Origin of the sequence: Paraburkholderia sp. (assembly GCF_028283785.1) — a bacterium.
Lineage (GTDB): Bacteria > Pseudomonadota > Gammaproteobacteria > Burkholderiales > Burkholderiaceae > Paraburkholderia.
The window spans coordinates 1,263,031-1,282,267 of sequence record NZ_JAPWKB010000019.1; the positions used below are offsets into that span (position 1 = coordinate 1,263,031).

The following is a 19,237-nucleotide window of genomic DNA, read 5'->3' on the forward strand; positions in this document are numbered from 1 at the left end:
CCCGGTTGAAAACCGCATAAATGAGTCTTGACCACGTTAAGCTCAAACCAGTTTCGGTTGTCCGTTCGACGCGCTCAGGCCGCCGTCGACGGGCAGGTTGACGCCGGTAACGAAGCGCGCGTCGTCGCTCGCGAGAAAGGCGATCACGCTCGCAATCTCCTCCGGTTCGGCGGGGCGGCCAAGCGGAATGCGCTGGCGAAACGCTTGCTGCAGTTGTTCGTCGCTATCCATGTCGCCGGTCATTTCGGTGCGCGTGTATGTGGGGCATACGGCGTTGACGCGCACGCCGTCCGGGCCGCAATCCATCGCGAGCGCGCGCGTGAAATTGGTCACCGCACCTTTGGCCGCGTTGTAGAAGCTCATCCCCCAATCGCCGCCGATCCCGGATACCGACGACACGTTGACGATGCAACCTTTGACTTTCTTCAGATGCGGCAACGCGGCGCGGCATCCGTAAAACACGCCGCTGACGTCGGTGGCCATCACGTCGTCCCAATCCTCCAGCGACAACGCATCGATCGGTCCCATTTTCACCACGCCCGCGTTATTGACGATCACGTCGAGCTGGCCGTAACGCTGCACGATCATCGTGACGAGCATGTCCACGTCGTCGTAGTTGCGCATATCGACGACCTGCGCGAGCGTGCGCTCGGTCGGCAACGTCGCGGCGACGTGCTCCAGCTTCGCCTGCGTACGACCGACCAGAACGGTCGTCGCGCCTTCCTCCGAAAACCGACGCGCAGTCGCGGCGCCGATTCCCGATCCGGCGCCAGTCACGATCACTACCTTGCCTTCGAAACGTTGCATGAAAACCTCTGGATTGACGTGTCAGCAAACAGAAAGTGGGGCGCAGCCGAGGCTTGCGTTCGGGCCGTACGGGGTCTGGGTGCTGGGTGCGCGCGTTCGGCTGGATATGCGGGTTGTGCGTATCGCCTTATCGCGCTTATTGCACCTGGACGGCTCCTTCGTACGAATGGGCGCCGGTTCGATCGTCTGCGCGAATCGCGCGTTCGGCCTTTTGAATGTTTCGCGGATAGGTCGGATCGTCGCCACCCTGGCGATAACCCGTTGCCTGAAGTTGTTGCAACTCGACCTGTTGCGCCTGATGGGTGGTCAGCGTGGACGGCAGGGTCTGCGCGCTCGCCAGATGGGATGTGGCGATGGCGAGCAATGCGGCCGCGCCGGCACGAGCGCAAACCTTCAATGGCGTATGGGATTGGGTCATCACGGCCTCCGTTTGAATGACTCTGTCCGGAAGTAGCATAGGCCGTGCCGCGACCGACGGCGGTCCGGCATGGCCCGTAAGCCATGTCGGACCGCGCGATGGCGGATATTACGCGCGCAGCCTGCGTTAAAGCGCGTCGGTGAGTTCCGGCGCGGCGGTGAACAGATCGCCGACCAGACCGTAATCGGCGACGCCGAAAATCGGCGCTTCCGGATCCTTGTTGATCGCGACGATCACCTTCGAGTCTTTCATCCCGGCCAGATGCTGGATTGCACCCGAAATACCGACCGCGATATACAACTGCGGCGCGACGATCTTGCCGGTCTGGCCAACCTGATAGTCGTTCGGCACGTAACCCGCGTCCACCGCTGCACGCGATGCGCCGAGCGCTGCGTTCAGCTTGTCGGCCAGCGGTTCGAGCACCTTCGTGTAGTTCTCGCCGCTGCCCAGACCGCGACCGCCCGACACGATGATCGATGCCGACGTCAGTTCCGGACGATCGAGCTTCGTGATTTCACGGCTGACGAACGCGGAAATGCCTGCGTCCGCTGCGGCTTCGATCTTCTCGACCGCGGCGCTGCCGCCTTCGGCTGCAACCGGATCGAAACCCGTCGCGCGGACGGTAATGACCTTGATCGGATCGTTCGATTGAACCGTTGCAATCGCATTGCCCGCGTAGATCGGACGCTCGAACGTGTCGGCACTGTCCACGGCGGTGATGTCGCTGATCTGCGCGACGTCGAGCTTCGCGGCGATACGCGGCGCGATGTTTTTACCGTATGCGGTTGCCGGCGCGAAGATGTGCGAATAACCTTTTGCGATATTCAGCACGGTCGCTTCGACGTTTTCCGCGAGGCCTGCCGCCAGTTGCGGCGCGTCTGCCAGCAATACTTTCGACACGCCTGCGATTTTCGCTGCCGCATCTGCCGCAGCCTGTGCGTTGTGACCTGCGACCAGCACATGCACGTCGCCGCCAACCTTGGCTGCAGCCGCAACCGTATTCAACGTCGCGGCTTTCACCGACGCGTTATCGTGTTCCGCAATTACCAGAATCGTCATTTCACCGGTCTCCTTACAGCACCTTGGCTTCGGTCTTCAGCTTCTCGACCAGCGTCTTCACGTCAGCCACCTTCACACCGGCCGAACGCTTCGCCGGCTCGACCACTTTCAGCGTCTTCAGACGCGGCGCGACATCCACGCCCAGGTCTTCCGGCTTGACGATTTCGAGCGGTTTTTTCTTCGCCTTCATGATGTTCGGCAGCGTCACATAACGCGGCTCGTTCAGGCGCAGATCGGTCGTGATGACTGCGGGCAGCGTCAGCGACAGCGTTTCCGCGCCGCCATCCACTTCGCGCGACACGGTCGCCTTGCCGTCGGCAACCGTCACTTTCGATGCGAACGTTGCTTGCGGCAGGTTTGCCAATGCGGCCAGCATCTGGCCGGTCTGGTTCGAATCGTCGTCGATGGCCTGCTTGCCGAGGATGATCAGTTGAGGCTGCTCTTTGTCCACGAGCGCCTTGAGCAGCTTCGCGACCGCCAGCGGCTGCAGGTCTTCGTTCGACTCGATCAGGATCGCGCGATCCGCGCCGATCGCGAGCGCTGTACGCAGCGTTTCCTGCGATTGCGTCACACCGGCGGAAACGGCGATCACTTCGGTCGCCACGCCCGCTTCGCGCAATCGCACCGCTTCTTCAACCGCGATTTCGTCGAACGGATTCATCGACATCTTCACATTGGCAATGTCGACGCCCGTGCCGTCCGACTTGACGCGGACCTTCACGTTGTAATCGACCACTCTCTTGACTGGCACCAGGATTTTCAAAGGGTGTCTCCATGCGGCTTTGTAAAGCCGCCACTGTGACAGACACGAGCGCCGCGCGGAATTACGGATTGGCTAACACGATGTTTGTGCGTCGTTAAGCGGGCGCGCATGGGGCGCGTCCGGCGATGTGGGGTTACGCGACCAGCGACTCCAGTTGCTCGCTGATTTCGCGCTCGATTTCCCGTGATTCCTTAACCAGATTGACCTGTTTTGCGGACTTTGCGACGTCGAACAGATCGGCGTCGATCTGATATCCGCCGCGACGGTTGAGCCACGACAGAATGTCCGACAGATGCCAGACGGAGGGATTGCCTTCGTGCACGGGCGCGGGAAAGTCGGTTGCATGCGTCAACATCAGTTTGCGCATGTTTTGCCGCGTGACGCCGACCACGTCGGCAACGTCGGTCAACCCAACGAAATCCGGGGCGGCCTCGACCAGTCGGGCCGAAGGCACGGCGTCCTTGACGTTGTGCAACGCGCTGAAAATTGCACTCCACGCATCGGCGCTTTCCCGCGTGAAGGCGAGGGCGATACGCCCTGGCTGGCCGACCCCGATAGTCGCGTCGTCGCAACCCGCTTCGGCCAGACGCTCTACGAGCGCGTCAAGATCCTGGTCGTCGGCGGCAAGACGATATTTGAGCGTGAAAACATATTCCATTGTTACTCCTGCGTGAGCGCGACAGCGTGCGGGGCCGTCTTATGGGGAACTGCTGTGCAATTGTCGACAACACGTTTCAGGTCGTTCGCGTGGTTGCCTGAATTGCGCGGTGTGCTCCAGATACTGGCGATACAAAACTCGCCGCACCGACATTCGGCATCGTTGAGCGGGCAGTACATCCTGCCCCACGCGTGTCCGTTGCCCTTCCTGGGTTCAACGCGCCAGCCGTGGGTTTCGGCATATACCAGTGCTGCCTCGATCTCTTTCCTGGGATGCGGTCTATTCATTTGCGAACTCAGTGTAGGGTTGAGTGATATGGTTGTCAAGTGACAACCAAGTCGGACGGGTTGGATAAATTGCATCCGTGTAAAAGTGCGTTTCGGCGCACCTTGCATTTCGTCCGACAAAACCTATCCTACGAGCGTCCACATCGCGTTATTGGCGAATTTTCCGCACCACCCTGCAGCCAATTCAGAACCCCATTTGTGCACTGCAACCCGTAAAAACCACCAGTATTTCCCAATTTTCAGCACTCTCGTGCTGCACCGCCGCACTTCTTTGGTGAATTTTAAGTAATTCCTAAAGTAGCGCTTTTGTCAGCCGATAATCCGGAAGGAGTAAGCCGGTCTTCCGCGCATCCGGCTGTAATCGAACACATGCGTGCATGATGCTGGAGAAGGCAGTGACAGACCTGAGCCGTCGTCGGACTCGCGCGATAAAAAAACAGAACCTGCTCTTCAGGACGCTCGCGCGTCTTCGTGTCGGCCGCAAGCTGCTGCTGATCTATCTGCTCGACCTGACCGCCGTGCTCTATATCAGCGGCATCCTGATTCACGAGAAGTACATTTCGATCGACTTCTCGAACAAGGAAACGATCGGCAACGCATACGTGGCGACCGTCCGCGATGCGTTGCTCGACTCGGCGCTGGCGGGCGCCGGCTGGCGACCCGCATCGACTGAACTGGAGCAGATCCAGCGTCGTCTGTCCGACGCCGAAGCGGCCTATGGCGAGCATATGCAAAGCGCGGCCATCAATGCGCGCGTTCGACTCGCGCTCGAACAGCTCGCGCGCGCGACCCGCCCGGAATCCGTCGCCGCAGCATCCCACGAAGCGATCGACGCGTGCCGCGAACTCGTGACGCGCGTGGGCAATCAGTCGAACCTGATCCTCGACCCCGATCTCGACAGCTATTACTCGATGTCGCTGTCGATCCTCCGGTTTCCGGCGCTGCTCGATTCGGTGAACCGGATCGGCCGGGAATTGCACGCGGCATCGGGTGCGCCTGGCGCCACCGGTCCCGACGACCTGTCGCGCGCGACGGCGTCGCCGGACGAAATGCGCACGCAGTATCTGGTGCTGGAAGGCCAGCTCGACGCGGTGTTGCAAGGTCTGCGTTCGGATTTCTCGGAAGCGGGCGCGGCCAACCATCGTCTGGCGGTCGCGCTGTCGCCGTCGATCGAACGGATGCGCGCGGCCATCGAAACGTACCGGCAAACGGCGCGCGTCGTCGTCGATCACGGCGGCCACGTCGATCCGTCGATGCTGATCGCGGTCGAAATGGCGCAACAGGAAGTGGTGAAGAGCGTCGGCGGCGCATGGAGCGCAACCGGCAGCCAGCTCGACGAGCTGTTGCATGCACGCGTGCGCGGTCTGTTCCAGAAGATGTGGCTGCACCTGGGCACGGCGCTGTTCCTGTTATGCAGCATCCTGTGCATGGTGTATTTCGTCGCGCAGCAAATCTCGCGGCCGCTGCGGCAACTGTCGCGCGTGATGGATGCGGTGCGTCGTACCGGCGATCACACGCAGCGCGCGGTGTGGCACAGCCAGGACGAAATCGGCCAGCTCGTCACAGGTTTCAACGAGATGCTCGAACAGCTCGATCGCGAGCGCGACGTTCAGAAAGAACTGGCCGCGACCGCTCGTGCGTCGGCGGCGCAATATGCGCTCGTCGAAGCGACGCCGCTGCCGATGGTCGTCACCGCCATTCCCGGTCACGAGGTGCTGCATGCGAACCAGCCCGGTCTTTTCTGGCTGAACGGTTGCGCCGCCGATCCCTGGGGTTTCGGTCTGGATTCGGCAGTGCGCGCGCGGTTCTTCCAGCAATTGTCCGATCACGATGCCGTCGATGAATTCGAGGTGCGCTGGAAAGCCACCACCGAGCCGACCTGGGCGATGCTGTCCGCGCGTCGGCTGAACTTCCAGGGGCGCGCCGCAATCCTGACGACCTTCACGCCGATCAACCAGATCAAGCTGATGGAGCAGCGTCTGGAACTGTGGGGCAAGGTGTTCGAAGCGTCGTCGGAAGCGATTCTGATTCTGGATCACGAACATCGGCTCGTCACCGCGAACGCCGCGTTCTATCGGGCTACCGGCTATCGCGCGGACGACGTGACCGGCAAGCCGCCCAGCTTTATCGCGGGCGGCCCGGACAACGACGAGGCGAGGGCGACGGTCGCGGCGAAAGTGGACCGGCTCGGCACGTGGCACGGCGAAGCGCCAGTGCGGCGTCGCGCGGGCGGCGATTATCCGGCGTGGGTGATGATCAGCGCGGTGCGCGACAAGCGCGGCGGCGTTTCGCATTACATCTGCACGCTGATCGACATCACGGACCGCAAGAAAAGCGAGGCGCGGATCCAGTTTCTCGCCGAACACGACGTGCTGACCGAACTGCCGAATCGCGCGCTGTTCGCGCGGCGTCTGGGTGGCGTGCTCGGCAATGCGCAGCGTAGCGGCGAGCGGATCGCCGTGCTGTTTATCGATCTCGACCGCTTCAAGAACATCAACGATTCGCTCGGTCACCATGTCGGCGACGGCTTGCTGCGCTCGGTGTCGCGTCGTCTGATGCAGGCGGTGCGAACCAAAGATACCGTCAGCCGTCTCGGCGGCGACGAATTCACGGTGATCCTGAACGGCGTGTCGAATGCCGCCGACGTCGCGCGCACGATCGACGAACGGCTGTTGCCGCTGATCCGTGCGCCGCACGAGATCGGGGGCGCGAGCTTGCAGGTGTCGTGCAGCGTCGGCGTCGCGCTGTTCCCCGAGGACGGCCACGATATCGAATCGTTGATGCAGAACGCCGACGCGGCGATGTATCAGGCGAAAGCGGCGGGGCGCAATCTGGTCAAGTTCTTCTCGGCGGATATGGCCGAGCACGCGCGTTACCGGCTCGCGCTCGAAGCCTGTTTGCGTTCTGCGATCGAAAGCCGCGAATTCCGGCTCGCCTACCAGCCGTGCGTGGACGCGCACACTGGCGAGTTGATTGGTGTCGAAGGGTTGTTGCGATGGAATAGCGCGCAAATCGGCACGGTCGCGCCTGCGCAGTTCATTCCGGTGGCGGAGGAAACGCGGCTGATCGTGCCGATCGGTGCATGGGTGATCGAAGAAGCGTGCCGGCAGATTGCCGAATGGCGTCGCGACGGATGGCACGAACTGCGCGTGTCGATCAACCTGTCGGCGATCCAGTTGGGCGACCCCGATCTGATCGACACACTGCGCAACAGTCTCGCCGCGCATCAGGTGCCGCCGGCACAGCTCGAACTCGAGATTACGGAAACCGTGTTGATGGATAACGCGGACGTCTACCTCGAAGCGATCGATGCGATTCGCGCGCTCGGCGTGCGGCTGTCGCTCGACGATTTCGGCACCGGCTATTCGAGCCTCAGCTATCTGAACCGCTTCCCGCTCGATCGTCTGAAAATCGACCGCGCGTTCGTCCACGACATGCTCGATGCGCCCGCCGATCTGGCGATCGTAAAGGCGATCGTCGAACTCGGCCACGAACTCGGTTTGTCGGTGGTCGCGGAGGGCGTCGAGAGCGAGCACGAGGCGCAGATTCTGCGTGGTATCGGTTGCGACGAACTGCAGGGTTTCCTGTTCGCGAGCGCGCTATCGCCTGAAGAATTGTGGTCGTGGTCGAAGCAACGGATGGTCGCGGTTGCGTGACGGCGGTTGCAAGAGCTTGATCGCAAGAACGAGTTGACGCGGCATGCTTCGTTGAGCCGAAGCATGCCGTACCGGCCCAGGCGTGACGCTTCCGTTCAGCGCGATGCGCCGCCGGACGATTGCGACTGATTCTGGCGCTGGCCTTCCGCTTGCGCCGCGTCCTGCAACTGCTGCAATGACGCATCGTCGAGCGGTTCGTCGGCGCGCACGCGTTCGGCCGACTGGTCTGCGGCGGGTGCGGCGTCGGTCGATGCGCCGCCTTCCGCCTCGATCTGCCGACGGGCGTTCTCCCAGTGTTCTTCCGCCTTGCCATCCGGGCTGGCCTCGTCCTGCCACAGCTGATACGCGCGCGTTCTGATGCGGGCGTCGAGGTCGTCGTCGGTGGTGTTGCGGTTGTCTGCGTCGGCCATGATCTGTCTCCTGGTAAGCGCGACGGACGTGGCGTCCGTCGTCGCGTGGCTCAGGCTACAGTCCAGCAATTCATGTTCCGACGCGCGACGCCGGGTCGTTACCGGCGCGCTTCGAAGTCGGCGACGCCCAGCAGCAGTTTCGACGCTTGTCGCGCGAGCATTTTGCGTTCGGCGACAGCGGTGATGCGTTTGCGGCCGTCCTCGAAGGTTCTGAGAATGCGCGCTTCGCTTGCGCCGCGTTGCAGCCAGAAATGTTGTTCGAGCGCTTCGCGGGTAACGACGCATTCGAGTTCGCGGCCCCGGATCGTCAGCATGAAATTGATGCTGCGGCCGTCTGCGGAGACGTGAGGCTCCAGTTCGAGGATCTCCATGATTCTCACCTATCGTGCTGACTGCGGTCTGAAGTACGGGCGGCTCGTGCCGGTCGTTGTTGAAATAGTTGCATGCAGGGCGGCAATTACGGGCAAAGGCGCGGTTGCTTGGGCGGGTCTGCTTGCGGACTCGCTTCCAGCGGGTGCGGCGGTGCGATGTGATTGCCGGGGCATGGGTCAGGCTGCGATCAGCGCTGCGTCGGGTTGGGCGCTGGCGACTGGGGCTGCAACTGCTGCGATGGCCGGGACGTGGAAATGCGCGTCTGTGCGGGATCGGATATCGCGCGTTGTTGGCGTGCTGCGCCACGCGTTGCGGTCGCAGAAGTCGCGCAGGACGGCGTGGAGATCGACTTCTGGGGCCGCGTTTCGGCTTTGTTCGCCACCGGCCGCCGACAGCAGTGCGAACCACGAATGCGGTGGCAGTAATTCATGCAGGCGACGCCCCGTTGCGTTCGAAAACCGCAGGCAGCCCGTGTCCGCGTACCAGGTGACGGTGATTGCGGTGGCGTCGGTGCCTCGGGTGGCGGTGCGGGGTGGTGTCGTCAGCATGGTGGTGGTTTTTTGGGGTTTTGCTGGGGTTGGGGTTTGGGGCGGTGTTTGGAGTCTTTGTTGGGACGCTGTGGCGGGATAGCAAGTGGTGTGCCCGGGCGGCGGTTTTTTGTTTTTGCTGGGATTTTTCTGGCTGGGGTTTGTGGTTTGGGTGGTTTTTTGTTGGCGTGCGTGGCCTGTTTTTGCGCTGGTCTGCCTGGATCGTCCCTGTGCGGGACCGGGTGCGTTTTGCGGTTCGCTTGGCGTTGGTTTGGTTGCGCCTGGCGTGGCGTGCGCGTCCTGTTTTCGCGGTGATTCGCCTGGATCGTCCCTGTGCGGGACCGGTGCGTTTTGCGGTTCGCTTGACGTTGGTTTGGTTGCGCCTGGCGTGGCGTGCGCGTCCTGTTTTCGCGGTGGTTCGCCTGGATCGTCCCTGTGCGGGACCGCACCTACTTTTCTTTGCTCGCGCAAAGAAAAGTAGGCAAAAGAAAGCGCGTTTACCTCGCGCTCCGTAGCGAGTGGTGTCTAGTATTTTTCGGGTAGTGGACCGCGCACGTTTTGAGTGGTCGGTCGGTTTTTCGTGGTGGTCCGCGCCCGCACATCCCGCCCGCTTCGCGGCGGTAGCCCACTTCAAAAACCCGTTTTCGCCACGCTATTTTTCGGCCCTCTCGACGGTTCCGGCGTCCGGCCCGAAGCGCGGTTTGCGCACAGCATTTGCCCTCCTTAAGGCCATTCCGGCGTCGGCTCAAAGCCCAGTTTTCACCCCCCGATTTGCCAGTCTTCACGACGGTTCCCGCAGCCGGCTCAAAGGCCAGTTTGCGCCACGGCATTCACCCGCCTTCACGACGGTTCCAGCGTCTGTCTCAAGGCCCGGTTGCGCCATGGCATTCACCCGCCTTCACGATGGTTTCGACGCTCGGCGTAGCCAGGAATTTTGCGCGCGGGAACAGGCCGGCGCATGCCAGGAAAATGGGTTTTGTAACGGACGGAGTGCAGCGCGCGAATGCCGCTGAGAGATAAAGACGGGGCTGTGCCCGTCGGCTGTCGCGGAGCGAACAGCCGGAACGAATGACTGCCTTGTCACTCGCTTAAGCGGTGCGGCAACTCAAATCGTGCGCGGTCCACTACCGGTAAATGAACCGACGCCACTCGCTACAAAGTGTCGGTGTAAACGCGCTTTCTTTTGCCTACTTTTCTTTGCGCGAGTGTACAGACTGGAGACATAGCTGACAGGTGTACAGGGACATGGTTGACACTTTCGGGCAATCGAACGCCCGGATCCAACCATGCCCTGGAACGTAAAAGACACCATGAGTCTCCGACAGGAATTCGTTTGCCTCGCTATCCAGCATTCGTTGCCGTTCAGCGAGTTATGCCGGCGCTTCAACATCAGCCGCCAGACCGGCTACAAGTGGCTGGAGCGCCATCGGGCTGAAGGCGGCGACGGTCTTGCCGATCGCTCCCGACGCCCGCATCACAGTCCCTGCGCTTCGCCCGATCAGGCGGTTCAGGCCGTGCTGGCATTGCGCCGTGAGCACGGCTGGGGCGGACGCAAGATCGCGCGACGCCTGCTTGATCTGGGCATGACCGGCGTTCCCGCGGCGGCCACGATCACCGAGATCCTTCGCCGTCACGGGATGATCCATCCACACGCGTCCGCGCAGCGCCAGCACTGGCAGCGCTTCGAACATGCGTATCCGAATTCGCTCTGGCAGATGGATTTCAAGGGCGATTTCGCGACGCTGGAGACGGGGCGCTGCTCCCCGCTCACGGTGCTGGACGATCACTCGCGGTTCAACATCGTGCTGGCGGCCTGTTCGCGAACCACCACCGAGGTCGTGCGCACGGAGCTGGAGCGGGCGTTCCGCTGCTACGGTCTGCCCGTGCGTATCAATACGGACAATGGCGCGCCGGGGGCGCCCAGCGCCCCACGGCAGCTCACCGAGCTCGCGGTATGGCTGATCAGGCTGGGAATCCGCGTGAGCTACAGCCGGCCGTATCACCCGCAGACCAATGGCAAGGATGAGCGGTTTCATCGCACGCTGAAGGCCGAAGTGCTCGAGCGTCATGCGTTCACCACGCACGCCCATGTGCAACGGGAGCTCGAGCGCTGGCGCCAGGTGTACAACACCGAGCGTCCGCACGAGGCGCTCGATATGGCCACTCCGCTCACGCGTTACAGGCCCAGCGAGCGGGCCATGCCCGAGCGGCTGCTGGAGCCTGAGTACAGCCCCGACGATGAAGTGTTACGGGTCAATGCAAGCGGCGTGGTGCGCTTCCGGGATCGGGTGCTGCGCCTGTCGGTTGCGCTCAAGGGACTGCGCGTGGCTGTGCGCCCGAAGCCCGATACGGACGGCGTGTATGAGTTCTGGTATGCCCATCACCGCGTCGCCAGACTTGACCTGAAGACCACAAAACCGTAACCATCAGGTGTCAACGATGTCCCCGTACATGTGTCAACCATGTCTCCAGTCTGTACACGCGAGCAAAGAAAAGTAGGTGCGGTCCCGCACAGGGACGATCCAGGCAGACCAGCGTGAATACAGGACGCGCACGCCACGCCAGGCGCAACCAAACCAACACCGCGAGCACCGCCGAACGCACCCGGTCCCGCACAGGGACGATCCAGGCAAACCACCGGGAAAACAGGCCACGCACGCCAACATAAAACCAACCAACCACAACAATCACCCCAAAACCCCCACCTCCCCAACCACCCCCACAACACACCCCCGCAAAACCGCCAAATCAACAGGCGTCAAAACACACCCGTCATAACCCGCCGGATCCCCGGCATACGCTGCCACCGGAAGCACAACCGCCGAAACCGCAATCACCGGGCACCCCGGCCACCCAAACCGGATCTCCCGCAACACGATCATCCCGTCGATGCCGGGCATCATAGGATCGGTCACCACAAGATCCGGCCTCGGCAGATCCTTGCGCGCCACACGCGCCAACATCTCCATCGCGTCGCCGACGGTTTCGACGGTGAACCCCAGACCGCTGAATTCATCGACCAGAAACGCCCGTATCCCGGCCGAGTCCTCACCGATCAACACCCGCCGTCCATTCCCGTCGATAGCCGGCAACACCTCGACCGGATCCGCCGCCTCGTCGGCGGCAAGCTGCGCTTCATCCACGACCGCCACGGGTACGCTCAGGCTGACCGTCGTGCCCACGCCCAACGTACTGTCCAGCGATAACGTGCCGCCCATCCGCGTGACCCACTGCTTGACGATAGCGAGCCCCAGGCCGATGCCCGACGCGCGACGCGCGGCGTCGAGCCGGGCGAACGGCTCGAAAATCCGCGCCTGGTCGGCGGCGGCAATTCCGCAACCGGTATCCGCGACGGACATCGTCAGCAACACGGAACCATGCGTTCCCGTCGATATTTCGGGTACGTGGCGGCAGTCGATATACAACGCAATCCGGCCATCCAGCGTGAACTTCGACGCGTTGTCGATCAGGTTCGACAGCACCTGCGCAATCCGCTTCTCGTCGAGCGCAAGAAGCGGCGGCAACGCGCCGGTGATCGTGAACGCAAAGCGGTGTCCGCGCTCGCGTGCGACGCGCTCGGCCTGCCGCGCAATCCCGTCGAACAACGCATGCGTGTAGACCGGCGCAAGCCGTAACGCGTCCGGATCACCGCCGTCCGCGTAATCGATCAGATCGTTCACCATCGTCAACATCTGATTCGCGCTGCGCCGGATGATCCGACCGCGATCGGCGTCGTCGCGACCGGCGGCCTGCTCGAGATCGGCAAAACCGATGATCGACGTCAGCGGCGCGCGCAACTCGTGCGTCACTCGCGCCAGAAAATCCGTCTTCGCGCGATTCGCGTCGCTCGCATCCAGCAACGCAATCTGCAACGCGTGCGTGCGCGTGTCGAGCGCGCGTTCGAGGCGGGTCTGTTCACGTGTGCCGGCGTCGAGCAAGGCCTGCTGCGCCGCCCGCTGTTCGCGCTGCAACATGTGCGACCGCGCGCCTGCGATCAGCGCGATCATCAGCAGGAACGGCAGGCTCGAAGCCCACGCGATCCCGTCGAAATCCAGCCACGTCTGCGGCAACAGACCGTGCAGGTCGCCGATCGGCAACGCCACGGTCGCACAGCCGATGGCCAATGCCAGCAGCACGATCCGCGCATCGGGCAGGCCGCGACGCCAGCCGTCGAACATCGATACGACCCACACGACGTTGCACACCCACATCGTCGCGATCAGCGCGCTGTGCGCCGCGCGGAATTCGCCGAAACCGGTCCACGCGCAGAGCACGCCCAGCGCGGCGAGCATCGCGCGGTAAGTCCACTTCCACACCGGCACGCGATCCAGCCCGGCGAAGGCCGCCGCCATCGCGCTGAAACAGACCGTCGCGGCCGCCGACAGCATGTCCGGCGCGCGCAATGCCCAATCGCCGCCGTCGATGGAGAAAGCGCGGTACATGTCGCCTCGACATGCGAGATCGTGCGCAATCTCGAACAGGATGCTCGCGGCCATCAACAGGAAAACACGGTCGCGGCGCGTAATGCCGAGAAACAGCGTGGACAGCGCAATCGTCAGCAGCGCGCCGTCGAGCAGCATTTCGAGCATCGACGCATGCAGTTCGCTGGCGCGGAAAGCGTCCGGCGCCCACAGCGTGGCGTCGAGATGGATCGGGGTGCGGCTTTGCACGCGCACCACGAAGCGGGTCTGCTCGCCGGGCGCGAGCGTCACGGGAAACACCGGCAACGCGGTGTTCACCGGTCGCGCGGACAAAGGACGTCGGATGCCCGCCGCAATCGATTCGATCACGCCGTGCGCGTTCGATCCGACCACACCGAGCCGGTAATAGCAAATGTCGTCGACATCCGCCGCGCCGACCGACAGCCAGCGCGTCACCGGTTGTGTGCTGCGGTTCACGAGCGTGCCGGCGAGCCAGAACGCAGAGCGCGAGTCGCCATGGTCCAGCGCGGCCGGCGTCGCCGGGCGCCAGCCGCGATCGCGGTCGAGCACGTGTGCAGCGTCGAGCGACGCGGTGCGGTCTTCGAGCAACGATAACTGTCCGGCCAGCGGCAATCGCGTATCGACACGCGCGATGTCCACGATCGACGACATCGGTGCCGTGGCGGCGTCGAAGGTCGTTGCGGCGCACGACGTTGGCCACGAAAGCGTCGAACACACGGCCAGCAGACTCAGCGAAATCAACCCGCACGAGCGGGAAAAGCCATCGATGCGTGCGACGCATGCGTTACGTGCAGCGCGCAACGCGCCGCCAATCCAGTGCTTCAACGTCATTCAGCGCGATCCATGCCTTGTCTGAAACTGCGGGGCGGCACGCCGAAGCATGCGCGAAACGCGGTCGAAAAATATGCCACCGATCCATCGCCGAAGAACCGTGCGATGGGCCGGATGTCCCGCGAGTTGTCGCGCAACGGCCGTCGCGCGTCGATCGAAAAAGTGCGGTGAGTCATGGCCGCTATTTTTTCACAGAGACCGTATGCGAGCGCGGCGCGCCGCCATGCGCGGCGACGCGAAAACAGTGTCCGTCAGCCACGCTTTTTCATGCGTGCGCGACGCGCCGCCGTCGCCCGCGATTCGCGCGCTCCGCTACGCTCGACAGGCGTTGCGCGGCGTCTGCGAGGTGTCTGCGCACAGTGGCGGGAGGCGTCGATGCGATGCGCCGACACCTCGAATCGCCGCTGCGGCGGTAAGAGTTTGAAAGACAACTGTGTCTATTCGACCAGGTTGCGCAGCCGCCCGGATGATGGATCCGGAAGAGGGCGCAGTCACCCGGCGGCATATTTCGCATCGAGCGAATCGAATAACGGCTTTCCGACGAGGCGCTGCCGCTCGCCGAACGGCACCACCAGATCCGGGTCCTCGTCGAGCTTGCCGTCGTCGCGCAAGCGTCCCAGTGCGCGCTGCATCCCCAGCACCGCGCCCTGCAACGCCGCATTGGCGTACAGCACGACGCCATAACCGAGCGCCGCAAGTTCGCGCTGCGGCGTGGTCGGCGTCTTGCCGCCGATCACGATGTTCAGCAACAACGGCGCATCGAACATCGCGGGCATCCGCGCGATTTCGTCGGGTGTCTCCACGGCTTCGATAAACAGCACGTCGGCACCGGCTTCGGCAAAGCGGTGCGCACGCTCGATCGCGTCGTCGAAACCATGCACTGCCGCCGCATCGGTGCGCGCGACGATCAGCAGGTTGCTGTCCTCGCGGGCATCGACGGCCGCGTGTAGTTTGCCGACCATTTCCGCGGTCGGGATCACCTGCTTGCCCGCGAAATGTCCGCATTTTTTCGGCATCACCTGATCTTCGAGCTGGATCGCGTCCGCGCCCGCGCGCTCCAGCGCGCGGATCGTGTGACGCACGTTCAGCGCATTGCCGAAGCCCGTATCCGCATCGACGATCAGCGGCAACTCGACCGCGTCGCGTATCCGCGTGGTGTGTCCGGCCATCTCGTTCAGACCGATAAAGCCCAGATCGGGCAGGCCCAGCGACATATTGGTCACGCCGGCACCGGTGAGATACAGCGCTTCGAATCCGCTATCGGCGGCGACGCGCGCCGCCAGCGCGTTGAATGCGCCGGGCACGATAAGCGCATTGCGCTGGTCGATGCGGGCGCGGAAAGCGGCGCGACGTCGCGCGGTCGAGGTTGGCATGACAGGCTCCTTCAATAAGACGCAAAGCGCGACGGAAAGGCGGCGAAAGGGAATCGCAAAACACGCGTTGCCGTCGACGGAAACGCGCGTCGAGACGCGCGCTTCAGGTCTTAGTGCATGATTCGGGCCATGCAAATAGCAACTTTTATCAGACGTTAAAAAACGTTTAAGAATCATGAAGATAGTTCGTGTTTACGTGATCTGAAAGGGAATTGACATGGTTTCATCGTTTCATCAAACTGTTTCAGTCATCTCGGTGAAACACGACGGAACAGTCCCATGGTTGCGCATTCCGCTTCGCTGCCGCACGGCGCTCCGCTCGCCGCTGCGCGTCCCGGCATTGCCGTGGTCAGCATCAGCCGCCTGCAGTCGCTGTGCGAGGCGGTCGCGCCGCGCTATCAGCACAGCGCGCGCATCTTCCCGCTGCGCGAGGGCTACGGCGCGGCGGTCACTGCGCTCGAGGCGCATCTCGAAGGCGGCACGGTCGATGTCGTGATCGCGGCGGGGTCGAACGGCGCATATCTGCGCGATCATCTGCCGGTGCCGGTCGTCACCGTCAAGGTCAACGGTTTCGACATCATGCAGGCGATCGCACAGGCAAGCGCCGCGCATCCCGGCCAGCCAATCGGACTCGTGCTGCACGATGCGATCTCGTCGGAGATCGACGAACTGCGCGCATGGCTGAACGTCGACATCCTTCAGCGTGCGTACCGTTCGGTCGACGAGGTGCGCGGTGCCGTCAACGATCTCGCCGCGCGCAATTGCGCAGCCATCATCGGTCCGGGCATGGCCTGCGATTTCGCGGAACGCGCGGGCATCGAAAGCGTGTTCCTGTATTCGCTCGGCGCGGTGGACGAAGCGTTCAGCCACGCGGTCGAACTCGCGCGCGTGAGCCGCGACAAGGAATCGAAACGCGTGCGCCTGAATACGATCGTCGCGCATCTGCGTGACGGCGTGGCCGCCTTCGACGACAGCGGCCGTCTCGAAGCGGTCAATCCGGCGATGCTGTCGCTGCTCGGTCTGTCGGACCCGGCGCAGGCGGAACTGGCGTTGACCGCGCGGATCGGACGTTTTCTGCGTGACGGCGGCACCCGCGGCACGCCGATCGAAGACAGCATCGAACATATCGACGGCCGCGCGCTCAGCATTACCTGCATGCCGATCACCGAACACGGCGCGCGGACCGGCGCGGTGCTGACGGTGCAGGATGCGCTCGTCGCGCAACGGATCGACCGCACGCTGCGCACCAGCCAGCGGCCGCGCAACCTCGTCGCGCGACATCGGTTGGGAGATCTGGTCGGTGCGTCGGCGGCGATGGACAAGGTCCGCCGTCTCGCGTTGACGGGCGCGGTCCACGACGCCACCGTGCTGCTGACGGGCGAGAGCGGCACCGGCAAGGAACTGGTCGCGCAAGGTATCCATAGCGCGAGCCGCCGGCGCGGCAATCCGTTCGTCGCGTTCAACTGCGCGGCGCTGCCCGAAGGGCTGATCGAGAGCGAGCTGTTCGGCCATGAAGAAGGCGCGTTCACGGGCGCGCGTCGCGGCGGCAAACCGGGGCTGTTCGAAACGGCGCATACCGGGACGATCTTTCTCGACGAAATCGGTGAAATGCCCGCGTCGCTGCAAAGCCGCTTGCTGCGCGTGCTGCAGGAGCGTTACGTGGTCAAGCTCGGCGCGACCCAGGCCACGCCGGTGGACGTGCGCGTGATCGCGGCGACCCATCGCGATCTGAAAGCGCTGGTCGCGCAAGGCAGCTTTCGCGCCGATCTGTACTACCGGCTCAACGTGCTGAATATCCATCTGCCGCCGCTGCGCGACCGGCGCGACGACGTGCGCGAGATCGCGAGCCATCTGCTGGGCGAACTCGTTGCGGAATATGCGCCCGCTGCCGACGCGAATCCGCAACCGCAGACGGAACTGCGCGCGGGCGTGATGACGATGCTGGAGCCGCTGTTCGCGTCGTATGGTTTTCCGGGGAATGTGCGGGAATTGGGCAATCTGCTGACGCGCGCCGCAATTCACCATGCGGAGCTGAAAAATGGCTCGCGCGACGATCTGCTGGCGGTGTTTCCGGAACTGCTCGACGCGGAGCGCGACGCGCGGCGCGAATATGAGCGCGAGCGCGGTGAGGGCAGTGCGGCCGGCTACGGCGCCGGTGACGACGCCGACGTGCGGCGCTTCGGCGCCGGCGATGCGCCGGTGACATTCGACGACGTGCAGCGCGCGCTGGCCCAATCGAACGGAAACCGCAGCGGCGCGGCAAAACGGCTGGGCATCAGCCGCACCACGCTATGGCGGCTGCTGAAGACGAATCGCGACGGTTCGACCTCGACAGGCGCCTAACCCCACGCACAGCCGCACCCGCGCCGGCGCGTCAGCAATCCTCGACGCCCGGATCGATGCCCATCATTCTGAGCGTGTCGCGCATCAAGTCCTGTTGGGCGCTCATCCACTCGTGCGTGCCGAACGCGAACTCCTTCGGGTCCGATTTGCCCTGCGCCTTGCGAATCGTATCGACGCTCATGCAAAAGGCCAGCGTCTCCAGATATCTGGGATGCGCGGGGCCGAAGGGGATGTCGTTTTCGTTATCCATGCCCCAGGTAACGGCCTGAACCCGACAAACTTTACAAGCGGACAGCATTTGTCCGCCAGCATGGCTGGAACAGTTGATGCGCAAACGTTTTTTAGTCGCGGCCTCAAGTTTTTGAATGCGAGCGTAAAGCCGTGCGGCGTGGGACTATCGACGTGTCGCTGCTTGCGTCGACGCGCGCCCGAGCTTCGGGCCCACCGCATCACCCCATCATGGAGGCGTCGATGAAACTTCGCGTCGGATACGAACTGTCGTACGAGTGCCCGCAGCCCACGCCGATGATGTTGATGCTGAATACGCATTTTTCCCATGCGCAGGATGTCGTCGTCCCGGACTTGCTGGTCACCGATCCGCCAGTGCCGATTGCCCAATATCGCGACGTCTACGGCAATCTGTGTAGCCGTATCGTCGCGCCAACCGGACGTCTGTCGTTGCGCACCACCGCGCTGCTGGATGTGTCCGGCGCATTCGAAACCCGTCCACGCGACGGCTGGGGCCATCCGGTCCAGCAACTGCCCGACGATTCGCTGATCTTTCTGCTCGGCAGCCGTTATTGCGAAACCGATCTGATGGTGGAAATCGCGTGGCAGATGTTCGGCCAGTGCGTGCCGGGGCGCGAAACCGTGCTGGCGATCTGCGACTTCGTGCACCGGCACATCGAATTCGGCTACGAGCATGCGCGCCCGACCAAGACGGCGTGGGAGGCGTATCGCGAACGCAGGGGCGTGTGTCGCGATTACGCGCATCTCGGCGTCACGCTGTGTCGCGCGATGAACATTCCGGCGCGTTACTGCACCGGCTATATCAGCGATGTGGGTTTGCCGCCCGTCACCGCGCCGATGGATTTCGCGGGCTGGTTCGAGGCCTATGTGGGGGGAAGCTGGCAGACCTTCGATCCGCGCAACAACGCGCCGCGCGTCGGGCGGGTGTTGATGGCGCGCGGTCGCGATGCGGCCGATGTCGCGATCAGCAATGCGTTCGGCGCGGCCGTGCTGACGCATTTCGCGGTGCATTGCGACGAGGCGTAGCGACAGCGCGTGCCGT

General features: G+C 63.3%; 16 protein-coding genes. 4 read left to right on the forward strand and 12 right to left on the reverse strand.

Going from position 1 to position 19,237, the window contains the following annotated elements:
* Positions 1-42: 42 nt before the first annotated feature.
* The 6 genes from PW947_RS27905 to PW947_RS27930 form a co-directional block, all read right to left on the reverse strand.
* Entirely contained in the window at positions 43-807 is a 765-nt protein-coding gene (locus PW947_RS27905) for an SDR family oxidoreductase (protein WP_299635594.1), read from the reverse strand.
* A 136-nt stretch (positions 808-943) separates the two neighbouring features.
* Complete coding sequence (locus tag PW947_RS27910) at positions 944-1,225, reverse strand: DUF4148 domain-containing protein (RefSeq protein ID WP_299635595.1); 282 nt, start codon at positions 1,223-1,225, stop codon at positions 944-946.
* Between the two features lie 126 nt (positions 1,226-1,351).
* The gene (locus tag PW947_RS27915; protein ID WP_299635596.1) at positions 1,352-2,284 is read right to left on the reverse strand and encodes an electron transfer flavoprotein subunit alpha/FixB family protein; all 933 of its coding nucleotides are present in this window, start codon (positions 2,282-2,284) and stop codon (positions 1,352-1,354) included.
* 13 nt (positions 2,285-2,297) lie between these two features.
* A complete protein-coding gene (locus tag PW947_RS27920) occupies positions 2,298-3,047 on the reverse strand; it encodes an electron transfer flavoprotein subunit beta/FixA family protein (protein WP_299635597.1) in 750 nt (249 codons plus the stop codon).
* 133 nt (positions 3,048-3,180) lie between these two features.
* Entirely contained in the window at positions 3,181-3,705 is a 525-nt protein-coding gene (locus PW947_RS27925) for a DNA-binding protein (protein WP_299635598.1), read from the reverse strand.
* A gap of 2 nt (positions 3,706-3,707) precedes the next feature.
* Complete coding sequence (locus tag PW947_RS27930; RefSeq protein WP_299635599.1) at positions 3,708-3,992, reverse strand: hypothetical protein; 285 nt, start codon at positions 3,990-3,992, stop codon at positions 3,708-3,710.
* A 395-nt stretch (positions 3,993-4,387) separates the two neighbouring features.
* On the opposite strand from PW947_RS27930, the gene PW947_RS27935 reads away from it, so the two are divergent.
* A complete protein-coding gene (locus PW947_RS27935; protein WP_299635600.1) occupies positions 4,388-7,648 on the forward strand; it encodes an EAL domain-containing protein in 3,261 nt (1,086 codons plus the stop codon).
* Positions 7,649-7,743: 95 nt separating this feature from the next.
* On the opposite strand, the gene PW947_RS27940 is transcribed toward PW947_RS27935, so the two are convergent.
* The 3 genes from PW947_RS27940 to PW947_RS27950 all read right to left on the reverse strand — a co-directional run bounded on the left by PW947_RS27940 (position 7,744) and on the right by PW947_RS27950 (position 8,978).
* Entirely contained in the window at positions 7,744-8,058 is a 315-nt protein-coding gene (locus tag PW947_RS27940) for a DUF2934 domain-containing protein (protein WP_299635601.1), read from the reverse strand.
* Between the two features lie 98 nt (positions 8,059-8,156).
* A complete protein-coding gene (locus PW947_RS27945; protein ID WP_299635602.1) occupies positions 8,157-8,429 on the reverse strand; it encodes a DUF1488 domain-containing protein in 273 nt (90 codons plus the stop codon).
* Positions 8,430-8,606: 177 nt separating this feature from the next.
* Positions 8,607-8,978 carry a hypothetical protein gene (locus tag PW947_RS27950; RefSeq protein WP_299635603.1) on the reverse strand — a complete coding sequence of 124 codons (372 nt, stop codon included), beginning with the start codon at positions 8,976-8,978 and terminating at the stop codon, positions 8,607-8,609.
* Between the two features lie 1,265 nt (positions 8,979-10,243).
* Here PW947_RS27950 and PW947_RS27955 point away from each other — a divergent pair.
* Entirely contained in the window at positions 10,244-11,380 is a 1,137-nt protein-coding gene (locus PW947_RS27955) for an IS481 family transposase (RefSeq protein WP_299635604.1), read from the forward strand.
* A 264-nt stretch (positions 11,381-11,644) separates the two neighbouring features.
* Here the strand turns inward: PW947_RS27955 and PW947_RS27960 are convergent, their stop codons facing one another.
* Both PW947_RS27960 and PW947_RS27965 read right to left on the reverse strand, forming a co-directional pair.
* Entirely contained in the window at positions 11,645-14,230 is a 2,586-nt protein-coding gene (locus PW947_RS27960; protein WP_299635605.1) for a 7TM-DISM domain-containing protein, read from the reverse strand.
* A 491-nt stretch (positions 14,231-14,721) separates the two neighbouring features.
* Positions 14,722-15,603 (reverse strand): isocitrate lyase/PEP mutase family protein, encoded by an 882-nt coding sequence (locus PW947_RS27965; protein WP_299635606.1) that lies wholly within the window; start codon positions 15,601-15,603, stop codon positions 14,722-14,724.
* Between the two features lie 279 nt (positions 15,604-15,882).
* On the opposite strand from PW947_RS27965, the gene prpR reads away from it, so the two are divergent.
* Positions 15,883-17,946: a propionate catabolism operon regulatory protein PrpR gene (gene prpR / locus PW947_RS27970; RefSeq protein ID WP_299635607.1), complete on the forward strand. Its 2,064-nt coding sequence runs from the start codon at positions 15,883-15,885 to the stop codon at positions 17,944-17,946.
* Between the two features lie 31 nt (positions 17,947-17,977).
* On the opposite strand, the gene PW947_RS27975 is transcribed toward prpR, so the two are convergent.
* On the reverse strand, positions 17,978-18,196 hold the full coding sequence (locus PW947_RS27975) for a hypothetical protein (RefSeq protein ID WP_299635608.1): 219 nt from the start codon (positions 18,194-18,196) through the stop codon (positions 17,978-17,980).
* A gap of 221 nt (positions 18,197-18,417) precedes the next feature.
* Here PW947_RS27975 and PW947_RS27980 point away from each other — a divergent pair, with 221 nt between their 5' ends.
* The gene (locus tag PW947_RS27980; RefSeq protein WP_299635609.1) at positions 18,418-19,221 is read left to right on the forward strand and encodes a transglutaminase family protein; all 804 of its coding nucleotides are present in this window, start codon (positions 18,418-18,420) and stop codon (positions 19,219-19,221) included.
* The last annotated feature ends 16 nt before the right edge of the window (positions 19,222-19,237 follow it).